Here is a 20,967-nt window from a genome sequence, read left to right as displayed (position 1 = left end):
ATCGATAATATCAATAGAAAGGAACGAGGCCATGAGCATCACCCCTGACACCACGAATCAAGACCGCGCATCGGCGCGACTGCTACCCCTGTCCAAGGATCCGTTCCAGGCGCCAACGGATCGCGACATGCTGCCGTCCGAACGGCGACTGTTCGTTCAGACCCACCGCACCTGCGTCTTCGGCTACGGCCGCAAATCGGACGGCCCGGCGATGTCGATCGTCTACTACGTCCCAGACGACAACGGCGACCTGCTGGTGGCCACCATGGGCGAGAGGGCCAAGGCCAAAGCCGTTGCCCGCAACGGCAAAGTCAGCCTCTGCGTCCTCGACGAGACCTGGCCGTTCGCCTACCTTCAGGTCTACTGCGACGCCGTGATCGACGACGACGACGAAACCCTGATCGACGTGATGATGGCAGTGGCCGAACGCATGTCGGGACAGCCAGTGCCCGCCGAAATGCGCCCCGCGGTCAAAGCCATGGCAGAGCAGGAAGGCCGGGTGCTGATGCGCTGCCGGCCCTACGCGACATTCGTCACACCGCCACGACACCTGCACAGCAACGACCAGCAGGAGCTGACCCACTGGACATCGGGATCGATGCCCTGGGACGCCACGGATACACAGGTGAAGTCATGACCGACGTCACCGAGCGGTGGCGCTCCGAGCGTCTTGTGGCCGCCATGTACGAGACCGGCGTGAAACACGACGGCGTCGCCACGGTCGGCGCCTGGGCGATGTGGGGCGCCGACATGCGATGCATGTTCACCGACGTCGAGAGAGTCGCCGACGCCCCGGCGGGAAGCGCCGTCCTCGACATCCCGTGCGGTGGCGGCTTCGCCTTCCGCGGGTTACGTCCCGGCCAGGACGTGCACTACGTCGCGGCCGACATCTCCCCCTTCATGCTCGGCCAGGCGCGCGCAGCAGCGACCCGACGCGGAGTGCAAGACGCGATCGAGTTCGTCGAAGCCGACGTCACCGCACTTCAGTTCGCCGACAACAGCTTCGATCTCTGCATCACCTACAACGGGCTTCACTGCCTGCCCGACCCGCGTGCCGCGCTCGCCGAACTCGCTCGCGTACTCAAGCCAGGAGGGACGCTACGGGGCACGTCATGCGTCACCGGTCGAGGTCCCCGCCAGGATGTTCTGATCACAATGGCGCGCCGCGCCGGGGTGTTCGGAAACACCCCACACACAGGCGACATCGAGACGTGGCTGACGGAATTCGGCCTCGACGTCGTGACCGTCGAACGCAGCGGAGCGATCGAGTTCTTCGAGGCGCGATTGCCGCTTGGAGAGAAGACGGACTGATGAACGGCCATGCAGTCGGCGCCCACAACGAGCTGCACAGTGATCAGGGCGCTCGCAAGGAAGAGCATCCTGGGCGCTCACGCGACCCGATCATCAAGGTTCACGATATCGCCTGGTTGGAGTTCGAGAAGCCGGATCTGGCTCGGGCCGAAGCATTTTCGTCTGCGTTCGGGTTCGACACCGCTATGCGCACTGCCGACGAGTTGCACTTGCGAGGCACCGACTCCGGCTCGCCCTGCGTGCTGATCCGGCGAGGTCCCCGGTCGAAATTCATCGGAACCGCCTACACCGCACAGGACCACGCCGACGTGCTGCGGCTGGCCGAGGCGACCGGTGCCAGAATCCGTGCACTGCCCGACTCGCTCGGCGGCGTGGCGGTCGACCTCGTCGACCCCAGCGGTGTGACGGTCCGGGTCGTGGCAGGCACTCACCAGTTGGAGGGCCTGCCGACGCAGACCCAACATCAGTTCAACTTTGGGCACGACGTCCAGCGCGTCAACACCACCCAGCGCCCGCCGCGCGTGCCGACGCGGGTGCAGCGACTCGGGCACGTGGTGATGCAAACGACCAAGTACCGCGAAGCGCTCAACTGGTACCTCGATCACCTCGGAATGATCGTCAGCGACTTCCTCTACTACCCGGGGCGCCGTGACCGCGGACCGGTCATGAGCTTCATCCGCTGCGATCGCGGCCAGACTCCGGCCGACCACCACACCCTGGCGATGGCCCTCGGCCCGTCCAACCGTTACGTCCACTCGGCCTACCAGGTCAGCGACATCGACGCGATGGCCGCCGGTGCACGCTACCTCGCCGAGCTCGGACATCACCGCTCCTGGGGAATCGGCCGCCACATCCAAGGAAGCCAGATCTTCGACTACTGGCGCGATCCCGACGATGTCATGGTCGAGCACTTCAGTGACGGTGACATGTTCGACAACACGCTCGAACCGGGTTGGGCTCCCTTCACCGCCTCGGGACTCTCACAATGGGGCCCACCCATCACCAAGGACTTCCTCGGGATCGCGCCAGGCCGCGAATCCCTGCGCGAACTTCGCTCGATAATCAGCGCGCTGCGCACCGACAACGAATTCGACATGGCCAGCCTGCGCGGCATGCTCGCCGTCGCCAACTCCTGAACCCAACCGCCCGAGAATCCAAGGACCCAAGATGACCGTCTCCATCCTGCGCACCGCCGACGCGTGGTGGGTGCAGACTCCGACCGGCGCCGCCCGAATCACCACCGCGGCCGCCACCACACGCGAGCTGCTGGCCGACCGAGCCGCCATCGAAGCCGTCGCCCACAGCACAGACACCGTACCCGTGGACAGCCTGCACCTGCTGTCCCCGATCACTGCCCCGTGCCGGGTGGTGGCGCAAATGACCAACTACGCCTCCCACGTCGAGGACGCCGGGCGGGACCCAGCTGCTACCCCACTGGCCTTCTTCCGCAAGGCATCCGGCTCCATCAGCGGCCCGTTCGACGACATCGTCAAACCCAATCATGTCCGACTGCTCGACTACGAGGTGGAGATCGGTCTGGTCCTCGGCCGCGAGATGCCCGTCGGCACCACCATCACCGAAGCCACCCTGTCGGACTATGTCTGCGGGCTGGTGGTGACCAACGACGTCTCGGCGCGCGACGTGCAATTGACCAAAACGCAGTTCTACGAAGCGAAGTCGTATCCAACATTCACTCCGGTCGGTCCCGCGCTGGTGCTGCTGGACGCCGACGAGCTCAAGCGCTTCGGTGATCTGCGGGTGCGGCTGCGCGTGAACGGTGAAGTCCGCCAGAACATGCTCGTCGAAGGCGACATGATCTACCCACCCGTGCAGGCACTGCAGGCGCTGTCACGTTTTCAGCGTCTCGATGCCGGCGACCTGGTCTTGACCGGCACGCCGGTCGGCACGGCGATCAGCGCACCACCCAAGCCCGTCGAGGTGATTGGGTCGCTACTTCCGGATCAGCTGAAGTGGAGGGTCTTCTTCTCGAGGCAGGCCAAGAACCGAAAGTATCTGCGCCACGGCGACATCGTCGAGGCCGAAGTGGCGACCGATGACGGGGCGATCGAGCTCGGCGTGCAGCGCACCGTCGTCAAGTACGCGTGAGGGGCAGCGACCGATGACGACAACGCCTGCCCGCGACCTCGCGCTGGACACCTTGACGGTCGAGCAGGAAGACCGAGTACTCACCGTCCGGTTCTGCGATCCGCCGCACAACTTCATGACGGCTCGGATGCAGAATGACCTCGACACACTCACCGCAGCCGTCGACGACGACGACACCGTGGGCGCGGTCGTTCTCACAGGAGGGGTGCCGAATCGCTACATCACTCACTTCGACATCGCCGAGATCCTCGCCGCCGCTTCACGCGTCGGGCGGCCGCTATCGGGTCAGGCCCTGCTGAAGCTCCTGCAGAGCGTCGACGTCGTCGGTGCCGTACCCGGCGGCGAACAGGCCCTGGAGCGCACCCCCATCAGCCAATTCCTCACTGTCCCGCGATTCAATCAGGTCGTGCTGCGCGTCATGCGATCGCCCGCGGTCTACATCGCTGCGATCGGAGGGCCATGCGGCGGTGGAGGATTGGAGATGTCGGTCTGCTTCGACGTCCGTTTGGCCGCCGATGACGAAACAGTGGGCTTCATCCTCCCCGAACTCCTCATCGGTTTGACCACCACCGTCGGAGGTCAACGCCTGGCCCAGCTCATCGGACCCGCCAGGGCACTGGAGATGATGCTCGAGGGCAGAATGTACTCGGCACGGGAGGCACATCAGATGGGCCTGGTGAATCGGCTGGTGCCCCCGGATGACCTCATCGGCGAGGCCCAAGAACTTGGCGCGCGGTACGCCCGCCGGAACCGGGACACCATCGCGGCACAGAAGAAGGTCTTCAACGAAAACCTGGTCCTGGCGCCTGCCGAGAGCCTTCTGCGTGAAAGCGCAGCCAACGTATCCACCATCCTGTCCGGCCCGGCCCCACGAGCGCTGCAGAAGTGGCTTGAGATGCAGCGGGCCGGGAATGGCGATTCCGTATTCCTGACAGACCTCGAGCCATGGATCCAGGGCGAGGTGGTCCAGCTCAATGCCGGCGACAGCTGGAGTTCCGCTGCAAATCAGGTCGCCAGGGGCGGCGGCGACTAGGTCACTAGCCCGCTTCACGAAGCGGCGAGGGCTTCCCGTTCCACGTCATAGTCCCGCACCCAGGAATGGTTGAGGCTCACGGGTTGCCCGGAGTCGAACCCAAGTCCATTCGCGCGTGCACTCCGTTGGACCCGTGCGGTGTGATCGCGCCGCACTGTCTGGTAGCGCATCAATGCTGCTGGGGCGTCGGCGGCGGTGACGCCGCGCAGCAGAATGGCCAACGCCATCGCGTCCTCGATGGCCTGATTGGCGCCCTGGCCCATGTGCGGCAGCATGGGATGGGCCGCATCGCCGAGCAGGGCCAGCCGGCCGTGCGTCCACCGCAGGAGCGGCTCCCGATCATAGAGGGCCCACTTGAACGTGGTCTCAACGCGCGCGAGCAGGTGGCGAGCCTGCTGGTCCCAATCATCGAACTCAGCGGCCAGCACGGCCGGATCACCTGGTGCAGACCATGATTCGCGCATCTGCTCGTCGGCGGAAACGAACCCCACGAAGTTGATCAACTCACCGGCGCGCACGGGGTACGCAACCACGTGTTTGCCGTCGCCGCCCCAGGTCACCAAGTCCTTTGGCCAGTCGGGCAGGCGCGCTGCCGGGATCAGGCCGCGATAGGCCATCGTGCCGGAGAACACCGGGTCGGTAGGCTCCACGACGTAGCGTTGTAGCCCGGAACGGATTCCGTCGGCCGCGACTACGACATCAGCATTCACGCTCACCCCGTTCGCGAAGCTCACCACCGCAGACCCGTCGCGCTGAGTCAATTGCACGCAGCGATGTCCGGTGTGCACGACCGCGGTCGGCAGAGCGGCGGCCAGGACCGCCACCAGATCGGCGCGACGTAGCCCGAGCGTCCCGGTCTCGGGGTCGTACGTTTCATGCGACACCAGGGTCCCGTCCGGCGTGAAGAGCCGGAATCCAGGCAACCGCGCGCCAAGTCGGACGACGCGCTGGCTGAGGCCCAGCCGGTCCAGGACTCTCTGACTGTTGTGCTGGAGCGCCACTCCTGCGCCGACGTCGCCCAACTGACGCGCCTGTTCGTAGACCCGGACCTGGGCCCCAATCCGGTGAAGCGCGACGGCTGTGGCCAGTCCCCCGATGCCGCCGCCGATGATCGCTACTCGCAACTTCTTCATCACTAACCCTTTCCAAGGGATCGAGATTGGGCCGGCCGGACGCCCGTCGGCCGGGCAGGGGCGGTATCGGCGTTTTCCTCGAGCGGGGTGAAGAGCGCGTACTACGTCCTGAGTCCAGAATCGCGATCCGGCGCATCAGGGCCATCACCGGTGGCACCCATCGACGCGCCGCTAGCCGGAAGTGGTGCATACCCGTTAGCGTCCAGCGTCGCCGCATCGAGCGGGCCCCGTCCAAGGTGCCACGGCCGACGTGTCCGGATTAACAGGGTGTGAGCGATCGGACTGCCTGCCAAATCGCCTGTCCCACTGAAGTAATCATCGTGAGCTCATAGGCGATCCTTAGGTGGGCGCGCTCGTCATCGAGGGGTTCGTCAACAAGAAGCTGATCCACGCGCCGCAGGGTGGCTGAGGCGATGGGGCTGCGCTGTCCCCAGGGAGCGGGTCATCCAGACCGCGTGTCGCGCAACGCCGCGACACGGATGGCCTTCGCGAGCACCTCGAGCGCCTCACCGGCTTCCCGTACCAGCTGCGCGAAGGCGAGGAACCCGTGGGCCATCGTCGGGTAGGTGACCAGTTCCACCGGCACACCCGCGCCGCGCAGCGCTCGCGCGTAGTCCAGCCCTTCGTCGTGCAATGGGTCGTGCCCTGCTAGGACGACCGTCGCCGGGGGCAATCCAGCGAGGCTGGACGCCCTCAACGGACTCGCATCGGGATGAGTCCGCATGGCCTCGTCAGGGAGGTAACGGTCCCAGAACCACGCCATGTCGGCCGACCGCAACAAGAGCAGGTCGTCCTGATTCGTCAGGTACGACGTCCGGCTGAAGTCACAGTCGGTCACCGGATAGGCCAGCAGTTGCGCGGCGATCCGCGGGCCCCCACAGTCCCTGAGTCGGCGCGCGCACGCCGTCGCGAGATTAGCGCCCGCGCTGTCCCCTGCCACCACCAGCGAAGCGTCCGGGAACGCCCCGGCGGCCCACCTGACCGCTGCCTCCACATCGTCCAGACCAGCCGGAAAGACATGATCGGGCGCGAGCCGGTAGTCGACCGACACCACGCGACACCGTCCAAGGACAGCAATCGTGCGACACAGATGGTCGTGGGTGTCGAGATCGCCGATGACCCACCCTCCGCCGTGACAGAACACGACTACCGCGTCGGCTCGTTCGGCGACGTACAGCCGAACCGGTACGTGGTGGCGACCGGCCAGGACCGCGAGATCGACGACCTCCGACAGGTCCGGCCCAACCGGAGCCTGCGCAGCGCGGGCACCCATCTGCTCGCGCGCGGCATCGGGGGTGAGGTCAGCGACTGGTTTGCGGCCCTGCCGGACCAATTCGGCGAGAATCGCCCGTAAGCCGCTGTCTAGGTCGGCCACGCGATGCCTGACTCTGGCCCGTCGGATCCCGCGGCAGTGTCGTCCGCCCGCCCGCTCCCGCCCTTCGTCATGATGTCGCCTCGCTCCTTGTCGGCCGGCTAGATGCCGTCCGGACGCGATACCGCACGCGGCCGGCCGGCGCTTGCCTACGAGGAGAGGACAAAGCCCTCGTACCCGCGTCGGGAGACTTCGGTGCAGCGCAGGCAGTAGGCCGGGAAGCCGTCGACGTAGAGCATGAACATGCGGGGCTTCCCCTCGATGTTCGCGCCGTTGTACCACGACTCGGCACGCTTGTAGAGCGTGCGATCGGCTGCAGCATCGACTTCGCGTGCCCACGCCGACTCCGCCTCGGGCGTGGCGTCGACGCAGCGGTATTCGTGATCGCTCATGTACGTGATGAGGTCGACAACCCAATCGACCTGCCATTCGCCGGCCATGATCATCTGCGCGAGCACGGACGGGCTCCCGGGGCCGTGGATCATGAAGAGATTGGGGAATCCGGACGCCATGAAACCCAGGTAGGTCGTCGGTCCGTCAGCCCACTTGTCCACCAGGGCGCGACCGCCGACGCCCTTGATATCGATGCTGGTGAGTGCACCGGTCATCGCATCGAATCCCGTCGCATAGACGAGGACGTCCAACTGGTGCTCCCCTGCCGTCGTCCCCACCCCGGTCGGCGTCATGCGGACGATGGGGGTGGCGCGCAGGTCAACCAGGGACACGTTGTCGCGGTTGTAGGTCTCGTAGTAGCCGGACTCGAGACACAACCGCTTGGTTCCCAGCGGATGGGAGCTCGGACACAGTGCCTCCGCGACGTCCGGATCGCGGACGATCTCGCGGATCCGTGCGCGCACGAACTCGGCGACGAGGTCGTTGGCGTCGATGTCCGTGAGCACATCACTGAACGCGCGCTGGAAGTTGAAGCCGCTACGCGATTTCCAGGCTTGCATGAGGATCTTCTCGCGCTCGGCGTCGTCGACGGCCAGCGCCGACGGCGGCACGATCGGATCCAGGGCCGTGCCGGATTTCGAGGCCCACAGCTTGCGCCGCCGCTGCGGATAATCGGCCTTGTACTCCCGCTCGTAGTCGGGATCGAGAGCGCGGTTGCGCGACGGGATGCTGAAGTTCGCCGTCCGCTGGAAGACAGTCAGGTGCTGCGCCTGCTCGGCGATCATCGGGATGAGTTGGATCCCCGTCGATCCCGTTCCGATCACACCCACGCGACGCCCGCGCAGGTCCACGCCCTCCGCGGGCCAGCGCGCGGTGTGGAACGAGCTACCCGCGAACGACTCGGCGCCGGCAATTGCCGGGACGTTGGCGGTGCTGAGGCTACCGGTCGCCGCGATGACGTAGTGAGCGGAGATCACCGCGCCCGCGTTGGTCCGCACCTGCCACCGGCACCTCGTCTCGTCGTACTCGAGCGCGACGACCGTGGTCGAGAAGTTGATGTACTCCGCCAGCCCGAAACGGTCCACGACGTGCTTGGCGTACGCCTCGATGTCGGCCTGTGGGGAGAAGTGCTCCGGCCAGTGCCATTCCTGCTGCAGGTCGTCGTCGAAGGAGTACGAGTAGACCATGCTCTCGACGTCGACCCGCGCCCCCGGATAACGATTCCAGTACCAGGTGCCGCCGGGGCCCTCCCCGCTCTCGAGACATGTCGTCCGTAGGCCAAGGCCGATCATCCGGTGCAACGCATATAGGCCGCCGAAGCCGGCGCCGATGACGACCACGTCGTAGTCCTCGCCCGCGAAGCCGTCGTCGGCACCTGTGCCCGCCGCGTCGCTCATCTGCGCCTCCGATTCTTCACTGCGCTGGTCGCCAAGGCCGGGGGGCCTGCAGGCATCGCCACTGCGTGCGCCCCTCGGCCGAGCCATGATTGTGGTCCAACCATTGATATTCCTAACGCGTGCCATCCAGGATGTCAATAGTCGGTCCGTTAGTCGCGTAGATCGGTCATTCGCCGGATGACGCCGACGCCCCGGCGCCACACCACTCGCACGCGCGCCTCACCAATGCTTGACCGACTGGGGCCACGCATGCAGAATGGCAATGTCACCGGGCCTGACCTGTTGACATGGCGGCCGCGTCGACCGAGCTGATCGCCGCGCTGAACTCCGTGCAGCCCAGCGGCCGTCGGCGCGCCGCTCTCCCGAGTCGAGATCGAGTACCCCCTCTCCGGGCCAGTAGACAAGGTAAACGCATTGGTCCAACTTTTGTTTCAGCGATCGAGAACTTGTCTGACTCGCCGCATTTCATCCGAAACGGCGCAGGCTCGGGCCGCGCACGATCCGGCATCGAGGACACGGGAGTGAGCGCATGAAAGCAGCAGTGCTCGACGCGATCGGCGCCGACTTCGACATCAAGGACATCGAGGTCGACGACCCCGTCGGACACGAGGTGCTGGTCGAGGTCCGCGCATCCGGACTGTGCCATTCCGACCTGCACCTCGCACACGGCGATTACGGAATCCCGGTTCCTTCGGTCATGGGGCACGAACTCGCAGGAGTGGTCGCCGAGGTCGGCCCTGCCGTTCGCGACTTCCGACGCGGAGATCACGTCGTCGGCTCGCTCATGCAGTACTGCGGCAGCTGCCCCCGCTGCATCAGCGGGCGCACCTGGCTGTGTCCTCGCCCGGAAGCGACGTTGCGGGAACCCGGCTCGGCGCCGCGTCTTCGGAACGCGGAAGGTGCGCTCACGCAGGTCTTCGGTGTCGCGGCGTTCGCCGAGCTCGCGCTGGTCCACGAGAACCAGCTGGCGCCAGTACCCGCCGATGTCCCGTTCGCACAGGCCGCACTGCTCGGCTGCGGCGTCGTCACCGGCGCTGGTGCTGTCATCAACACCGCGCGCGTGCGCGTCGGCGAGACCGTCGCCGTGATCGGGGTCGGAGGGGTGGGGCTCAACGCGATCTGGGCCGCGCGACACTGCGGCGCGAGCCGGATCATCGGCATCGACACACAGCCCGGCAAGGCAGGGGTGGCCGAGAGGTTCGGTGCGACCGACTTCATTGACGCGAGCCGGGCGAACGTCGTGGACGACGTGCTCGCGATCGCGCCACAGGGGGTCGATCACGCCTTCGACGTAGTCGGCGCGACCGGCACGTTGCGACAAGCGGTGCTGATGACGCGAAAGGGCGGCGGCATGTACATCGTGGGTCTGCCCAACCCGGGAACCGAACTACGCGTCGACGTCCATTCGCAGCTCATCCGACCGCAGATCAGCGTCACGGGCGTCTACATGGGTTCGACGAACATCCGGCAGGACATCCCGATGTACGCCGAGCTGTACCGCCAAGGGCGGCTCAACCTGGATGACCTTGTCTCACAGGAGATCTCCATCGAACAGATCAACGACGCGTACCGCGACCTCGCGGGCGGGCACATCGCGCGCAGCGTCATCACCAGGTTCTAGCTTCGGCACGATCGGGAAAGGTTTGCAATGACGTTTCGGATGCTCATCGACGGGCAGCTGCGCGACGGCGCCGCCACTTTGGCGGTCATCAACCCGGCGACCGGCCGGGTATTCGAGTCGTGTGCGCGCGCGGACCGGGCCCAGGTCGACGAGGCGATCGCGGCAGCCAAGCGCAGCTGGGTCGAATGGCGCGGCCTGGATCAATCGGCGCGCGGCGCGTGTCTGACCGCGCTGGCGGACCTGGTCACGCAGAGAGCCGACGACCTGGCACGCCTTCTGACGCAGGAACAGGGCAAGCCTCTGGCACAGGCCCGCGCCGAGATCAACAGCGGATTGGCGCGGTTGCGCTTCTTCGCCGAACAGCACCTCGCGCCGGTGGTCCTGCGGGACACCGACCACGAGTTGATCGTCGAGTATCGGCGGCCCCTCGGCGTGGTTGCCGCGATTACCCCGTGGAACTTTCCCTTCAGCTTGCTCATCGGCAAGGTGGCACCCGCGCTTGCGAGCGGGAACACCATGGTCGCCAAGCCGGCGCCGACGACCCCGCTCACAACCTGCCTGCTGGGAGAGCTGGCGGCCGAGGCCCTACCGCCCGGCGTCCTCAACATCGTCGTCGACGACAACGATCTCGGGAACTACCTGACCTCGCATCCGGACGTCGCCAAGGTCGGGTTCACCGGTTCCACGGCGACCGGGTCGAAGGTGATGGCGAGCGCGGCGCCGACCCTGAAGCGGCTGACCCTCGAACTCGGCGGGAACGACGCGGCCCTCGTACTGCCGGACGCCGATGTGCCCACGGTGGCCGGCAAGGTCTTCGCCGGAGCGATGCTCAACGCGGGTCAGGTCTGCCTGGCCACGAAACGGGTCTACGTACCTCGCGCCGTGTACGAGCCGTTCTGCGACGAGATCGCGAAACTCGCGATGGCGGCCGTGGTCGGCGACGGGATGGACGAGACCACCCAGATCGGGCCGGTCCAGAACCGCACGCAGTTCGAGAAGGTGCTGGCGATGATCGATGGGGCCCGACGGGACGGCGAGGTGATCGCGGGCGGGACCCCGCTGCAGAGCGACGGATACTTCATCGCGCCCACGATCGTCACGTGCGTCGACGACGACGACGAGATCGTGCGCGAGGAGCAGTTCGGGCCCGTCCTGCCGATCCTCGCGTACGACTCGATCGACGACGCGGTGGCCCGTATCAACGACAGCCGTTACGGGTTGGGGGCCACCGTGTGGGGAGCCGACCAGGAACGCGCCACCGCAGTGGCGGCGCGGATCGTCGCCGGAACGGTGTGGGTCAATCGGCTCATCGACCTTCCCCCGGACATCCCGTTCGGCGGCGCGAAGCAGTCCGGCATCGGCCGCGAGAACGGGATCGAGGGGATGAAGGAGTACACCCAGGTGCAGATCGTCAGCGTCTCGAAGACCTGCGCTTGACGCCTGCCTCACAGGTCGGTCTTCCTTTGGATCAGCCTTTGAACATCAAGAATGTCAGACGACGCGATTCAGCTTTTGACGTCTTGATTTAAAGGCCCAACCATTTATATAATTGCCTGGTCCTGTTTGGCACAGTCGTATGAGGAGCAACCCGTGACCATAATCGGCGACCCGGTGGAGAGCGCTGTCCGACTCGATCGTCAGGGGCACGTCGCGACGATCACGATCGATCGTCCGAAGGTGCGCAACGCGCTCGACCTCGCCTCCGCCATGCAGCTCATGGCTGCCGTCGACGAGATCGAGAACGATCCGGAGACCTGGGTGGGCATCGTCACCGGCGCAGGTTCGGTGGCGTTCAGTGCGGGCGCCGATCTCGGCGCCCGGCAACGGGGTGAGCCGCGTGCGGTCATCGAACCCTTCGGCTTCGGCGGCTTCGTCCGCAAGCAGCGCAGTAAGCCGTTCATCGCAGCGGTCAACGGGTACGCCTTTGGCGGCGGTTTCGAGATCGCGTTGTCATGCGAGATCGTCGTCGCCGCACCGAATGCCAAGTTCTCGCTACCCGAGGTCAAACGGGGGCTCATCGCTGGCGGTGACTGCCTTCCGTTCGCGGCTCGTGCGTTGCCGCCCGCCCTCGCCGCCGACCTCGCGCTGACGGGGCGGCAGATCACCGCCGACGAGGCGGTCCGGCTCGGTCTGGTCAACGCGGTGGGACCCGACGTCCTTGCCCTCGCCCACGAATACGCAGCGCGGATCTGCGAAGGTGCTCCCCTCGCCGGCGCAGCCACCCTCGCGCTGCTGCGCACCTTGACCAGCCCGCCGCCGGCCGGATATTACGCACTCGCCGACGCCATCCAGGCCCGGCTGCAGGCGACCGAAGACGCCGCCGAAGGCGCTCTCGCGTTCAAAGAACGTCGTCCCCCGCAGTGGACCGGTCGGTAGCAGCCGTGCAGGTGCACCACGTAGTCGACGGTCCGGACGGCGGCCCCACCGTGGTTCTGCACACCTCACTTGGATGCGCACTGCGGATGTGGGATGCCCAAACGGGACCACTCGTCGCCGCTGGCGCACGGGTCGTGCGCTATGACTACCGTGGTCACGGGCAGTCGGCCAGCGTTGCGGGTCCATACACCTTGGACGATCTCGGTGGCGACGTCATTGACATGATGGACTCGCTGGGAGTGGCCGACGCGATCCACGTGGGGCTCTCGCTCGGCGGCATGGTCGCGATGTGGCTGGCCGAGCACGCGCCGACCCGGGTCACCGGCCTCGTGCTCTGCGCGACCTCGGCCGAGCTCACACCGGCCGAGGCGTGGCGCGAACGTGCTGCCGAAGTGCGAGAAGCCGGCAGCATCGGCAGGATCGCCGACGCCTTCCTGCCCCGCTGGTTGAGTCCGGAGTTCTCCGCGAAACATCCCGATGTCGTCGAGTGGGTACGCGGGCAGATCATCGAGACCACGGCCGACGGCTTCGCCGGTGGGTGCGAAGCGATCGCGGCGATGGACCTGCTGCCGAAGCTCGACCGCATCGAAGTCCCAACGTCGGTTGTCGTCGGACGCCAGGACCCGGGCACACCACCTGAGCATTCGGAGCGAATCACGGCGACGATTCGCGGCGCGACGGTGACGATCCTGGATCCCGGCGCGCATCTGATCAACGTCGAGCGACCCGAACCTGTGACCGAGGCGATCCTGACTCTGATGAGCCGGCTCGCCCCTTAGGCGCCGCGGGTCACGCCGTGCGCTCTAGACCGTGCCGTCTTTCCGCAGTGGCGCAACGGCTTCGGGTGTCATGCCGAGGACCTCGCACAGTACGGCCTCGGTGTGCTCGCCCAGCAGCGGCGGCGAGGTGATGACCGGACTCGGAGACGCGCTCATGCGCACCGGCCAACCCGGCAGGACTACGGGTCCACGGACCGGGTGCTCGACGGTATTGAGCATGCCGCTGTCGTAGAAGGTCGCGTCGTTGATCAGGTCACCGCTGTCGAACACCGCACCTGCCGGGACGCCTGCCTTGTTCAGCAGTTCCATCGCCAATCGCTTGTCGTGCAGCGCGGTCCACTCCCCCAGGATCCTGTCGACCTCGTCCCGGTGGCCGAACCTCGCCTCCGGGGTGACGAAGCGAGGGTCGTCGTCGAGGTCGGCGCGCCCGATGGTGTCCAACAGGCGCCGCCACTGCTGGTTGCCGCTGACCTCGTCTCGAGCGGTGTAGATGAACACGTAGTCGTTGGGACCACCTCCGAGGCACGGGTACAGACCGGACGGGGCCGAGGTGCTGCTGGGCGAGCCGTTGCCCACCCGCTCGGCCGGTCGGCCGGTCATCTGGTGACGACCGTAGGTCATGCGGCAGAAGTTCATGACTGCGTCCTGCATGGCCACCTCGATCTGCTGGCCCTGACCGGTGAACTCGCGTTGGTAGAGCGCCGCGCACACGCCCACCGCCAAATGCAACCCGGCGCCGGTGTCTGCGAAGGTCGGACCCGGTTTGAGTGGGGGCCCGCCCGGCTCGCCCGTGAACGCCACCGCGCCGCCCACCGACTGCGCGATCGCGTCGAAGGACCTGAAGTCGCGGTACGGGCTGAACTTCGAGAATCCCTTGACGGAGGCGAAGATGACGCGTGGGTTCAGCTCGCGCAGGCGGTCGTAGCCGAAGCCGAGGCGTTCGATCGTTCCCGGCGCGAAGTTCTCCACGAATACGTCGGCGTGCTTGACCAACTGGGCCAGGAGTTCGCGGCCCCGCTCGGTGTGCAGGTTCAGGGTGACCGAACGCTTGTTGGAATTGAGGACGAGAAAGAAGAGCGAGTCGGCATCGGCGCTGTCGACCGAGGCGATGCGAGCCGAGTCGCCGACGCCGGGCCGCTCGACCTTGATCACGTCCGCACCCATGAACGCCAGTGACTGCACGCACATGGAACCGGCCTCCCACTGCGTGAGGTCGAGCACGCGCACCCCATCGAGGGCGCGCGCGGTTTCGGTGGCCACTCAGTCCTCCCCGAGGGTGATGACTTCGGCCGGGCACAGGCGGGCCGCGAGACGAGTGGCCTCGTGCTGCGCCGGCGGCGGGTCGTCGTCGAGCAACTCGACGATGCCGTCCTCCTCACGCTGGTCGAACACCGCGGGCGCGTTGAGCACGCACTGCCCGGCGGCGATGCACCGTTTGTCGTCGATGGTCACGTGCACTGTGGTCTCCTGACTGGATCGAATGGCGAGCGAGGTCCGGCGGGCCGGCTCACCACGTGAGGGAAAGCTCGTGGACGCCGTAGACGAACATGTCGTGGCGGAAACGCAGCTCCTCGAACGGAACCGCGAGCCGCAGGCCGGGGATGCGGGTGAACAGGGTCCGCAGCACGATCTGCAGCTCGGCACGGGCGAGCACCTGGCCGAGGCACTGGTGGATGCCGTAGCCGAACGCCACGTGCGGAGCGGCGTCTCGCTCGATGTCGAACCGGTCGGGGTCCGGGAACAGGTTCTCGTCGCGGTTGGCCGAGGGAATGGGGCAGATGACGCCCTCGCCCTTCCGCACGAGGTGACCGTTGACGTCGATGTCCTCGAGCGCGACGCGGCGGGCGCCCACGTGCAGGATGCTCGAATAGCGCAGCAGCTCCTCGACCGCGCCGCGAATCAAACCCGGGTCCCGCCTGATCGCCTCGAGCTGCTCCGGGTGCTGGAGCATGGTGAGGACGCCGAGGGCGGTCATGTTCTGCGTCGTCTGATGTCCGGCACTCAGCAGCAGGCGGGTGATGTTGAGCATCGCACCGCGGTCGAGGTAACCGGGCTCGAGCTGCTCCACCACGAGACGGCTGAGGATGTCCTCCTTCGGCTCGCGCTGCTTGCGGGAGATGAGCTCGTCCAGATAGCCCATCAGTTCCGAGAGCGAGGCGCGTACCTCCTCGGGGGTCGAGTTCGAGCCGAACTGCGTTCGCGTGGCCCGGTGGAAGACGTCGTGATCCTCGTACGGAACACCGAGCATTTGCGTGATCACCTCGGTCGGCAACGGCTGAGCGAATTCCTCCACGAACTCCACCGGGCGCGGTCCGTCCAGCATTCGGTCGATCAGCCTGTCGACGATGCCCTGGATGAACGGGCGGTGGGCCTCGACCCGCTTGACCGTGAACTCCCGCGTGACCATTCGGCGCAGTCGGTCGTGTTCGGGCGCGTCCAGCCGCAGGAAGGACTTGTCGGCCTTGTCGGCCACCATCCGTCCCTCGAAGACGTGCGGGTATCCCTCGCGCAACGGCTCAGCACTGAACTTCGGGTGTGATAGCGCCACCCGCATGTCGTCGTAGCGCGTGAGCAGCCACGGTGTGCTGCCGTCCCAGAGCCGGACGCGAGTGAACGGATCGGCCTCACGCAACTCGGCGTACGCCGGTGGCGGGTCGAACGGACAGGTCCGGCTCATCGGGTAGTGCAGTTCGACGTCGGTCATCGATCCTCCATTTCGGTTCGTCACGTGGGCACCCGGGCTGCCAGCCGTCGCATACCGGCCAGCCAGCGTTCGCGGTCGCCCGTGCGCCGGTGCTCGTATGACGCGACCTCGGGGTGCGGCAGAATCAGAAAGGTCCCCTCGGCCAGCGCCGCGAAGGTCGCAGCGGCAACCTCGCGTGGCTCGAGGTAGTTCGTCCCCGACCCAGTCCGGCCGTCGCGGCGGGAGCTGTTCATCGCGGTCCGGACGCCCTGGGGGCAGAGGCAGGACACGCCGATTCCGTCGGCGTCGTGCCGGATCGACAGCCATTCCGCGAGTGCGACGGCTGCGTGCTTGGTGACTGCGTAGGGCGCCGATTCGACGTCGCTGAGCAATCCTGCCGCCGACGCCGTCACCAGAATCCAGCCACGGCTGCGCTCGACCATGCGTGGTAGGACGTGCCGTGCCACGTGGACGTGCGCGCGAACGTGGACGCCGAGCGAGACATCCCAGTCGGCCGCCGCACCGAGCCCTGCACCGCAGTGCACACCGGCGTTCGAGCACCACAGGTCGATGGGCCCGATCTCGCGCTCGATCTGTTCGACGGCCGCGGCGACCGCGGCCTCGTCCGAGACGTCCATGCCGATCACACGGGGCTCGGTGACGGCAGCCACCAGCTCGGCGGTGGCTCGGGCGTCGTCCTCATCGCGGTCGACGACGACAACCGCGCGTGCGCCCTCGGTCGCCGCGTGGACGGCAAGCGCGCGGCCTATGCCGCTGCCGGCGCCGGTCACCACCACCACGCGGTCGACGGGACGAAATGAATGAGGCACGAAACTTCCTTCCGAAGGAGGCTCTTTAATGGTCCAACCAATGATTTTTGTTGTCAAGTCCGTAGTTCAAGGCAGGACCAACGAGTGTTTGCACGGCACTCAGGCCACCACCCCGGCAGGCGCCACGTCGCTGTCGCTCGTGGCGCCACAGGCCACGCGGAGCACCGCGCGCGCATCCTCAGGCAACCTGTCGCCCCGCCAGGCGACCGAACCGTCAGGACGGACGAGCACATAAGCCGCGGCATACAGTGCCGCGGCCTCGGCGTGGTCCACCTCCAGGACCCGCAACGGCATACCGACCTCGTCTGCGGCCGCTACGAAGCCGTCCGTGCCGGCGGCGCCAGCGAAGCTCACTAGCACGAACTCGGAGCCATACTCATCCAGAATGCTGTACTGCTCCCCCAGCCAGACGTGCGGCGCCCGTGAGCCTGGTCGTGCCGTCTGGATGTAAGTCGATACCGTGATCTCCGGTGCCGCAGATCCATCCGGCACGACGATCGGCGAGCCCTCGTACACATAGCCGAGGTGGATGCCGATGCTGAACCACTCGCGCTTCATCGTCTCGGTGTAGTGCTCGCCGTACTCACGACGGGCGCACTCGGCATCCGCACCGTCGCCGCTGAAGATCAGGGGATCTGGCGTGGCGATGTCCGGAGAGAGCATGCGGTCGAGGTTCCCACCCGCCTCGTTCACATTGCGGATCGCGACGGGGCGTTGCTCGATCTCGTAGCTGTCCAGCAGCGTCTGGCCACCCCAGCCTTGCACGACGGCGGCCAGCTTCCACGATAGGTTGACCGCGTCGAGGACACCAGTGTTCATGCCGAAACCACCGGTCGGCGAGGCCAGGTGAGCCGCGTCGCCTGCGATGAACACGCGGCCATCGCGGTAGCGGTCGGCCACCAGCTGGCGACGCACCCACGGCAGGATGGACAGGATCTCGAAGTCGAACTCACGTCCCACCGCTCGGACGATCGCGGCGTGGATGTCCGCCTCGGTCGGCTCCTTCTGGGTGCTGTCGCCGATCAACGAGAACCGCCACTCATCACGGCCGTTGATCGCGACGAGCGTTGCCCACGTGCCTTCGGGACCAATGAAGATGTAGCGGTATGCGGGCGAGAGACGGTGCAGTCGCTCGAGGCCGTCGTAGCGGAAGATCGCGTTGGTGGTGTAGCTGAGCACCCCTTTACCCGACATCTCGATGCCGAGCGAAGTGCGAACCAAGCTGTCACTTCCGTCGCAGCCGACGAGGTACTGGGCCTCGACGGTCGTCACGTCGCCGGTCTCGGTCGAGCGCAGGTGCGCGACGACCTTGTCACCGGCGTCCTCGAAGGACTCCAGCTCGGTGCGGTAGCGGATCTCGGCCAGCCCGCTCCGCCGTGCGAAGCGGGTGAGCACCGGATCGAAGTAGTTCTGCGGACAGCGCTCACGCTTCTGCGGACTCTGCGGCGGCAGCGCCTCGTCCTGCGGCGCTGGGAACGGCTCTCGGCCGAACTCGTAGCCGTTGAGGCTGGTCATCCACGCGCAATCCTGTGGGTAGGCACGGTTGTAACCGGCGGATTCGACCCAGTCGACGATTCCCCAGCGCCGGCAGAACTCCATGGTGCGAACACCGACCATGTCCATCTTGGGCTGGGCGATGCGCCCGGACCGCTTCTCCACGAGCAAGGACGGCACTCGCCGCCACCCGAGATCCCCGGCCAGGGCGAGCCCGACCGGGCCTGCCCCGGCGATCAGGACAGGGACCTCGACGGCTTTGTCAGTCATGACCTCACCTCACTTGAATCCTCGCTATGACTGGAGCTGTAGCGAGCTTCTGCATCGTCGAACGGGGGTTTGCGAACCACGCGCTGACGCTCGGCCGCAATGGAGTTCGACAATATGGTCCAACCAATGACCTGTCAATAGCGCAAGCTGTTTGACAGTGGACGTTGCGCAGCGTAGAAAATCCCTATGGCCCAACCTTTTGGCAGTAGGGCGTGACGCAACAAGCCGGTGCCAACGCATCCGTCGCCGACGGCCCCGAGCCCGATCCGGCTTACTTTGAGGCGCTGTCAGCACTGAACGTTCGCATCCAGACCCCAGCCGACCGCCCGTTGTTCACCTCGACGCCGTCCTCCCCCATGCGCCCGGTGCACTGGCGCTGGAGCGACCTGGAAACCGTCGTCGACGAACTCGACCAGCACCTCGCTCTCGAGAAGGGCGGCGGGCGGCGCACCCTCAAACTCGCCAACCCGGGACTCGAGTTCGGCACCACACCCACGTTCTGGGTCTCGATCCAGTACATCCAGCCCGGCGAGGTCGCGACGGCGCACCGTCACACTGCGACGGCGTTCCGCTTCATCATGCGCGGCAGCGGCTGCTGGACCACCGTCGACGGCGAGACCTACGAGATGAATGCGGGTGACCTCGTCCTGACCCCCGGCTGGACGTGGCACGACCACGTGCATCGCGGCGACGAGCCGATGATCTGGATCGACGTACTGGACATTTCCCTGGTCCGGTCCCTGCACGCGACGTTCTTCGAACTCTACGACCGCGACGTCCAGGACACGCTGCCGGTGCCCGACCCGTCGTTCCGTGCCTTCGGCAGCGGTCTGCTGCGCGCGGGGCGGCAACTCCCGCCACAACCGGTGAACCCGCTGCTCGCCTATCCGCAGGCCCGGGCGCTCGAGGCCTTGGAGCTGGCGAAGGGGCTGCCCGCCGACCCTGTCGATGACGTGCTCACCGAGTACGTGAATCCGACCACGGGCGGGCCAGCATTGGTGTCTCTGGGTGCCAAGCGGCAGATCCTGCGCCCAGGCTTCCGTGGAGCGCGGCAGCGGCACACCGGCAGCAAGGTGTACTGGGTGATCGCCGGCTCCGGTGTCACCGTCGTCGACGGCGAGCAATTCGAATGGACCGCGGGCGACTTCTTCAGCGTGCCTCCGTGGGCGCGACACCACCACGAAAACCCCTACGACAGCGAAGCTTCGCTGTTCCGTGTCGACGACATCCCCGCGCTCGACAAGCTGGGGCTGTACCGCGAAGAGAACGGCAACGCATGAAACTCGCTGTCTACGAAGACTATCGCGTCGGCGTCGTGGAAAACGACTCGGTCCGCGACGTGACGGGCGCTCTTCCCGCCGAACTGGACCTCGTTCCCCGCGAGCGCATGAACTGGCTGATCGAGCACTGGAGTGATCTCGAGGATCCTGTCGCCTCCTGCCACGGCGCCCGTTCCCCGCTGGCGGATGTGCGGCTTCGAGAGTGCTCCCCCTCGCCGCGGCACGTGTTCGCGCTGCCAGGAAACTACCGGGAGCACCTAGGCGAGATCGGCGCGATGACCGTCAGCGGCAAGCGCACCGCCAACGAGATGGGCTTCTTCCTGAAGGCACCGGGCAGCCTGGCCGGACCGGGCGACGAGATCACGCTGCCGCACGGGTCGCGGCGCCGCTTCGACCACGAATGCGAGCTGGCCGTCGTCATCGGTGCAAACGCCTTCGAGGTTCCGGCCGCGGAGGCCGAGCGAGTCGTGTTCGGCTACACCTGTGCCGTCGACGCCACGATGCGGATCGATCCGGACGGCAGGCAGGAGGACCGCTCCATGCGGAAGTCCTTTCAGACATTCACGCCGATCGGCCCGTACCTGGTGACCGCCGACGAGGTGGGCGACCCGCACGATCTCACCAGCCGCCTGTCGGTCAACGGCGAGGTACGCCAATCGGTCCACACCAGCCAGATGATCGTCGACGTCTGGCATGCGATCGAGATCATCTCCTCGGTCGTGGCATTGCGGCCCGGCGACGTCGTCCTCACCGGTACGCCGTCCGGTGTCGGGCCGATCACCGCCGGCGACAAGCTCGAGATCGCGATCGACCGGATCGGCGCCATGACACTGCCGGTCATCGAGCGCGCCCACGCGTCGCCGCGGACCTTCTGAGCCGGCAACGGGAC

General features: G+C 66.6%; 19 protein-coding genes. 11 read left to right on the top strand and 8 right to left on the bottom strand.

Features of this window, described 5'->3' with window-relative positions; all coding sequences use genetic code 11:
• Positions 1-31 precede the first annotated feature (31 nt).
• From HNP02_RS26880 to HNP02_RS26860, 5 genes are read left to right on the top strand one after another with little or no spacing between them, the layout of a single operon-like run.
• Positions 32-637, top strand: a complete 606-nt coding sequence (locus HNP02_RS26880) for a pyridoxamine 5'-phosphate oxidase family protein (RefSeq protein ID WP_184443674.1) — start codon at positions 32-34, stop codon at positions 635-637.
• On the top strand, positions 634-1,311 hold the full coding sequence (locus tag HNP02_RS26875) for a class I SAM-dependent methyltransferase (protein WP_184443673.1): 678 nt from the start codon (positions 634-636) through the stop codon (positions 1,309-1,311). Before HNP02_RS26880 ends, HNP02_RS26875 begins: the two co-directional genes overlap by 4 nt.
• Positions 1,311-2,447, top strand: a complete 1,137-nt coding sequence (locus HNP02_RS26870) for a VOC family protein (RefSeq protein ID WP_184443672.1) — start codon at positions 1,311-1,313, stop codon at positions 2,445-2,447. Before HNP02_RS26875 ends, HNP02_RS26870 begins: the two co-directional genes overlap by 1 nt.
• A gap of 31 nt (positions 2,448-2,478) precedes the next feature.
• Positions 2,479-3,417 carry a fumarylacetoacetate hydrolase family protein gene (locus HNP02_RS26865; RefSeq protein WP_184443671.1) on the top strand — a complete coding sequence of 313 codons (939 nt, stop codon included), beginning with the start codon at positions 2,479-2,481 and terminating at the stop codon, positions 3,415-3,417.
• A 13-nt stretch (positions 3,418-3,430) separates the two neighbouring features.
• A complete protein-coding gene (locus HNP02_RS26860) occupies positions 3,431-4,450 on the top strand; it encodes an enoyl-CoA hydratase/isomerase family protein (RefSeq protein WP_184443670.1) in 1,020 nt (339 codons plus the stop codon).
• 14 nt (positions 4,451-4,464) lie between these two features.
• Here the strand turns inward: HNP02_RS26860 and HNP02_RS26855 are convergent, their stop codons facing one another.
• From HNP02_RS26855 to HNP02_RS26845, 3 genes are all read right to left on the bottom strand, one after another.
• A complete protein-coding gene (locus HNP02_RS26855) occupies positions 4,465-5,583 on the bottom strand; it encodes an FAD-dependent monooxygenase (protein ID WP_221318060.1) in 1,119 nt (372 codons plus the stop codon).
• Positions 5,584-6,025: 442 nt separating this feature from the next.
• Positions 6,026-6,958, bottom strand: a complete 933-nt coding sequence (locus HNP02_RS26850) for an alpha/beta hydrolase (RefSeq protein ID WP_184443669.1) — start codon at positions 6,956-6,958, stop codon at positions 6,026-6,028.
• A 146-nt stretch (positions 6,959-7,104) separates the two neighbouring features.
• Positions 7,105-8,745 (bottom strand): NAD(P)/FAD-dependent oxidoreductase, encoded by a 1,641-nt coding sequence (locus HNP02_RS26845; protein WP_184443668.1) that lies wholly within the window; start codon positions 8,743-8,745, stop codon positions 7,105-7,107.
• A gap of 529 nt (positions 8,746-9,274) precedes the next feature.
• Here HNP02_RS26845 and HNP02_RS26840 point away from each other — a divergent pair.
• From HNP02_RS26840 to pcaD, 4 genes are all read left to right on the top strand, one after another.
• A complete protein-coding gene (locus HNP02_RS26840) occupies positions 9,275-10,366 on the top strand; it encodes an alcohol dehydrogenase catalytic domain-containing protein (protein ID WP_184443667.1) in 1,092 nt (363 codons plus the stop codon).
• 27 nt (positions 10,367-10,393) lie between these two features.
• Positions 10,394-11,803: an aldehyde dehydrogenase family protein gene (locus HNP02_RS26835; protein WP_184443666.1), complete on the top strand. Its 1,410-nt coding sequence runs from the start codon at positions 10,394-10,396 to the stop codon at positions 11,801-11,803.
• Positions 11,804-11,956: 153 nt separating this feature from the next.
• Positions 11,957-12,742, top strand: coding sequence for an enoyl-CoA hydratase-related protein (locus tag HNP02_RS26830; RefSeq protein ID WP_184443665.1), 786 nt, complete (start codon positions 11,957-11,959; stop codon positions 12,740-12,742).
• A complete protein-coding gene (gene pcaD / locus HNP02_RS26825) occupies positions 12,727-13,521 on the top strand; it encodes a 3-oxoadipate enol-lactonase (RefSeq protein WP_184443664.1) in 795 nt (264 codons plus the stop codon). The genes HNP02_RS26830 and pcaD overlap by 16 nt, the downstream gene beginning before the upstream one ends.
• Positions 13,522-13,545: 24 nt before the next feature.
• Here the strand turns inward: pcaD and HNP02_RS26820 are convergent, their stop codons facing one another.
• The 5 genes from HNP02_RS26820 to HNP02_RS26800 form a co-directional block, all read right to left on the bottom strand.
• Entirely contained in the window at positions 13,546-14,781 is a 1,236-nt protein-coding gene (locus HNP02_RS26820) for a CaiB/BaiF CoA-transferase family protein (RefSeq protein WP_184443663.1), read from the bottom strand.
• Positions 14,782-14,973 carry a ferredoxin gene (locus HNP02_RS26815; protein WP_375373711.1) on the bottom strand — a complete coding sequence of 64 codons (192 nt, stop codon included), beginning with the start codon at positions 14,971-14,973 and terminating at the stop codon, positions 14,782-14,784.
• Between the two features lie 55 nt (positions 14,974-15,028).
• Positions 15,029-16,225 (bottom strand): cytochrome P450, encoded by a 1,197-nt coding sequence (locus HNP02_RS26810; RefSeq protein ID WP_184443661.1) that lies wholly within the window; start codon positions 16,223-16,225, stop codon positions 15,029-15,031.
• A gap of 20 nt (positions 16,226-16,245) precedes the next feature.
• On the bottom strand, positions 16,246-17,034 hold the full coding sequence (locus tag HNP02_RS26805; protein ID WP_184443660.1) for an SDR family oxidoreductase: 789 nt from the start codon (positions 17,032-17,034) through the stop codon (positions 16,246-16,248).
• Between the two features lie 99 nt (positions 17,035-17,133).
• A complete protein-coding gene (locus HNP02_RS26800) occupies positions 17,134-18,798 on the bottom strand; it encodes an FAD-dependent monooxygenase (RefSeq protein WP_184443659.1) in 1,665 nt (554 codons plus the stop codon).
• A 212-nt stretch (positions 18,799-19,010) separates the two neighbouring features.
• Here HNP02_RS26800 and HNP02_RS26795 point away from each other — a divergent pair, with 212 nt between their 5' ends.
• Positions 19,011-20,078: a cupin domain-containing protein gene (locus HNP02_RS26795; RefSeq protein ID WP_221318058.1), complete on the top strand. Its 1,068-nt coding sequence runs from the start codon at positions 19,011-19,013 to the stop codon at positions 20,076-20,078.
• Positions 20,075-20,953, top strand: coding sequence for a fumarylacetoacetate hydrolase family protein (locus HNP02_RS26790; protein ID WP_184443658.1), 879 nt, complete (start codon positions 20,075-20,077; stop codon positions 20,951-20,953). Before HNP02_RS26795 ends, HNP02_RS26790 begins: the two co-directional genes overlap by 4 nt.
• The last annotated feature ends 14 nt before the right edge of the window (positions 20,954-20,967 follow it).

The sequence above is a fragment of the Mycobacterium sp. AZCC_0083 genome (genome assembly GCF_014202335.1).
GTDB lineage: Bacteria > Actinomycetota > Actinomycetes > Mycobacteriales > Mycobacteriaceae > Mycobacterium.
Note: the sequence above shows the minus strand (reverse complement) of the source record. Positions and strands in the feature narration are given on the sequence as shown.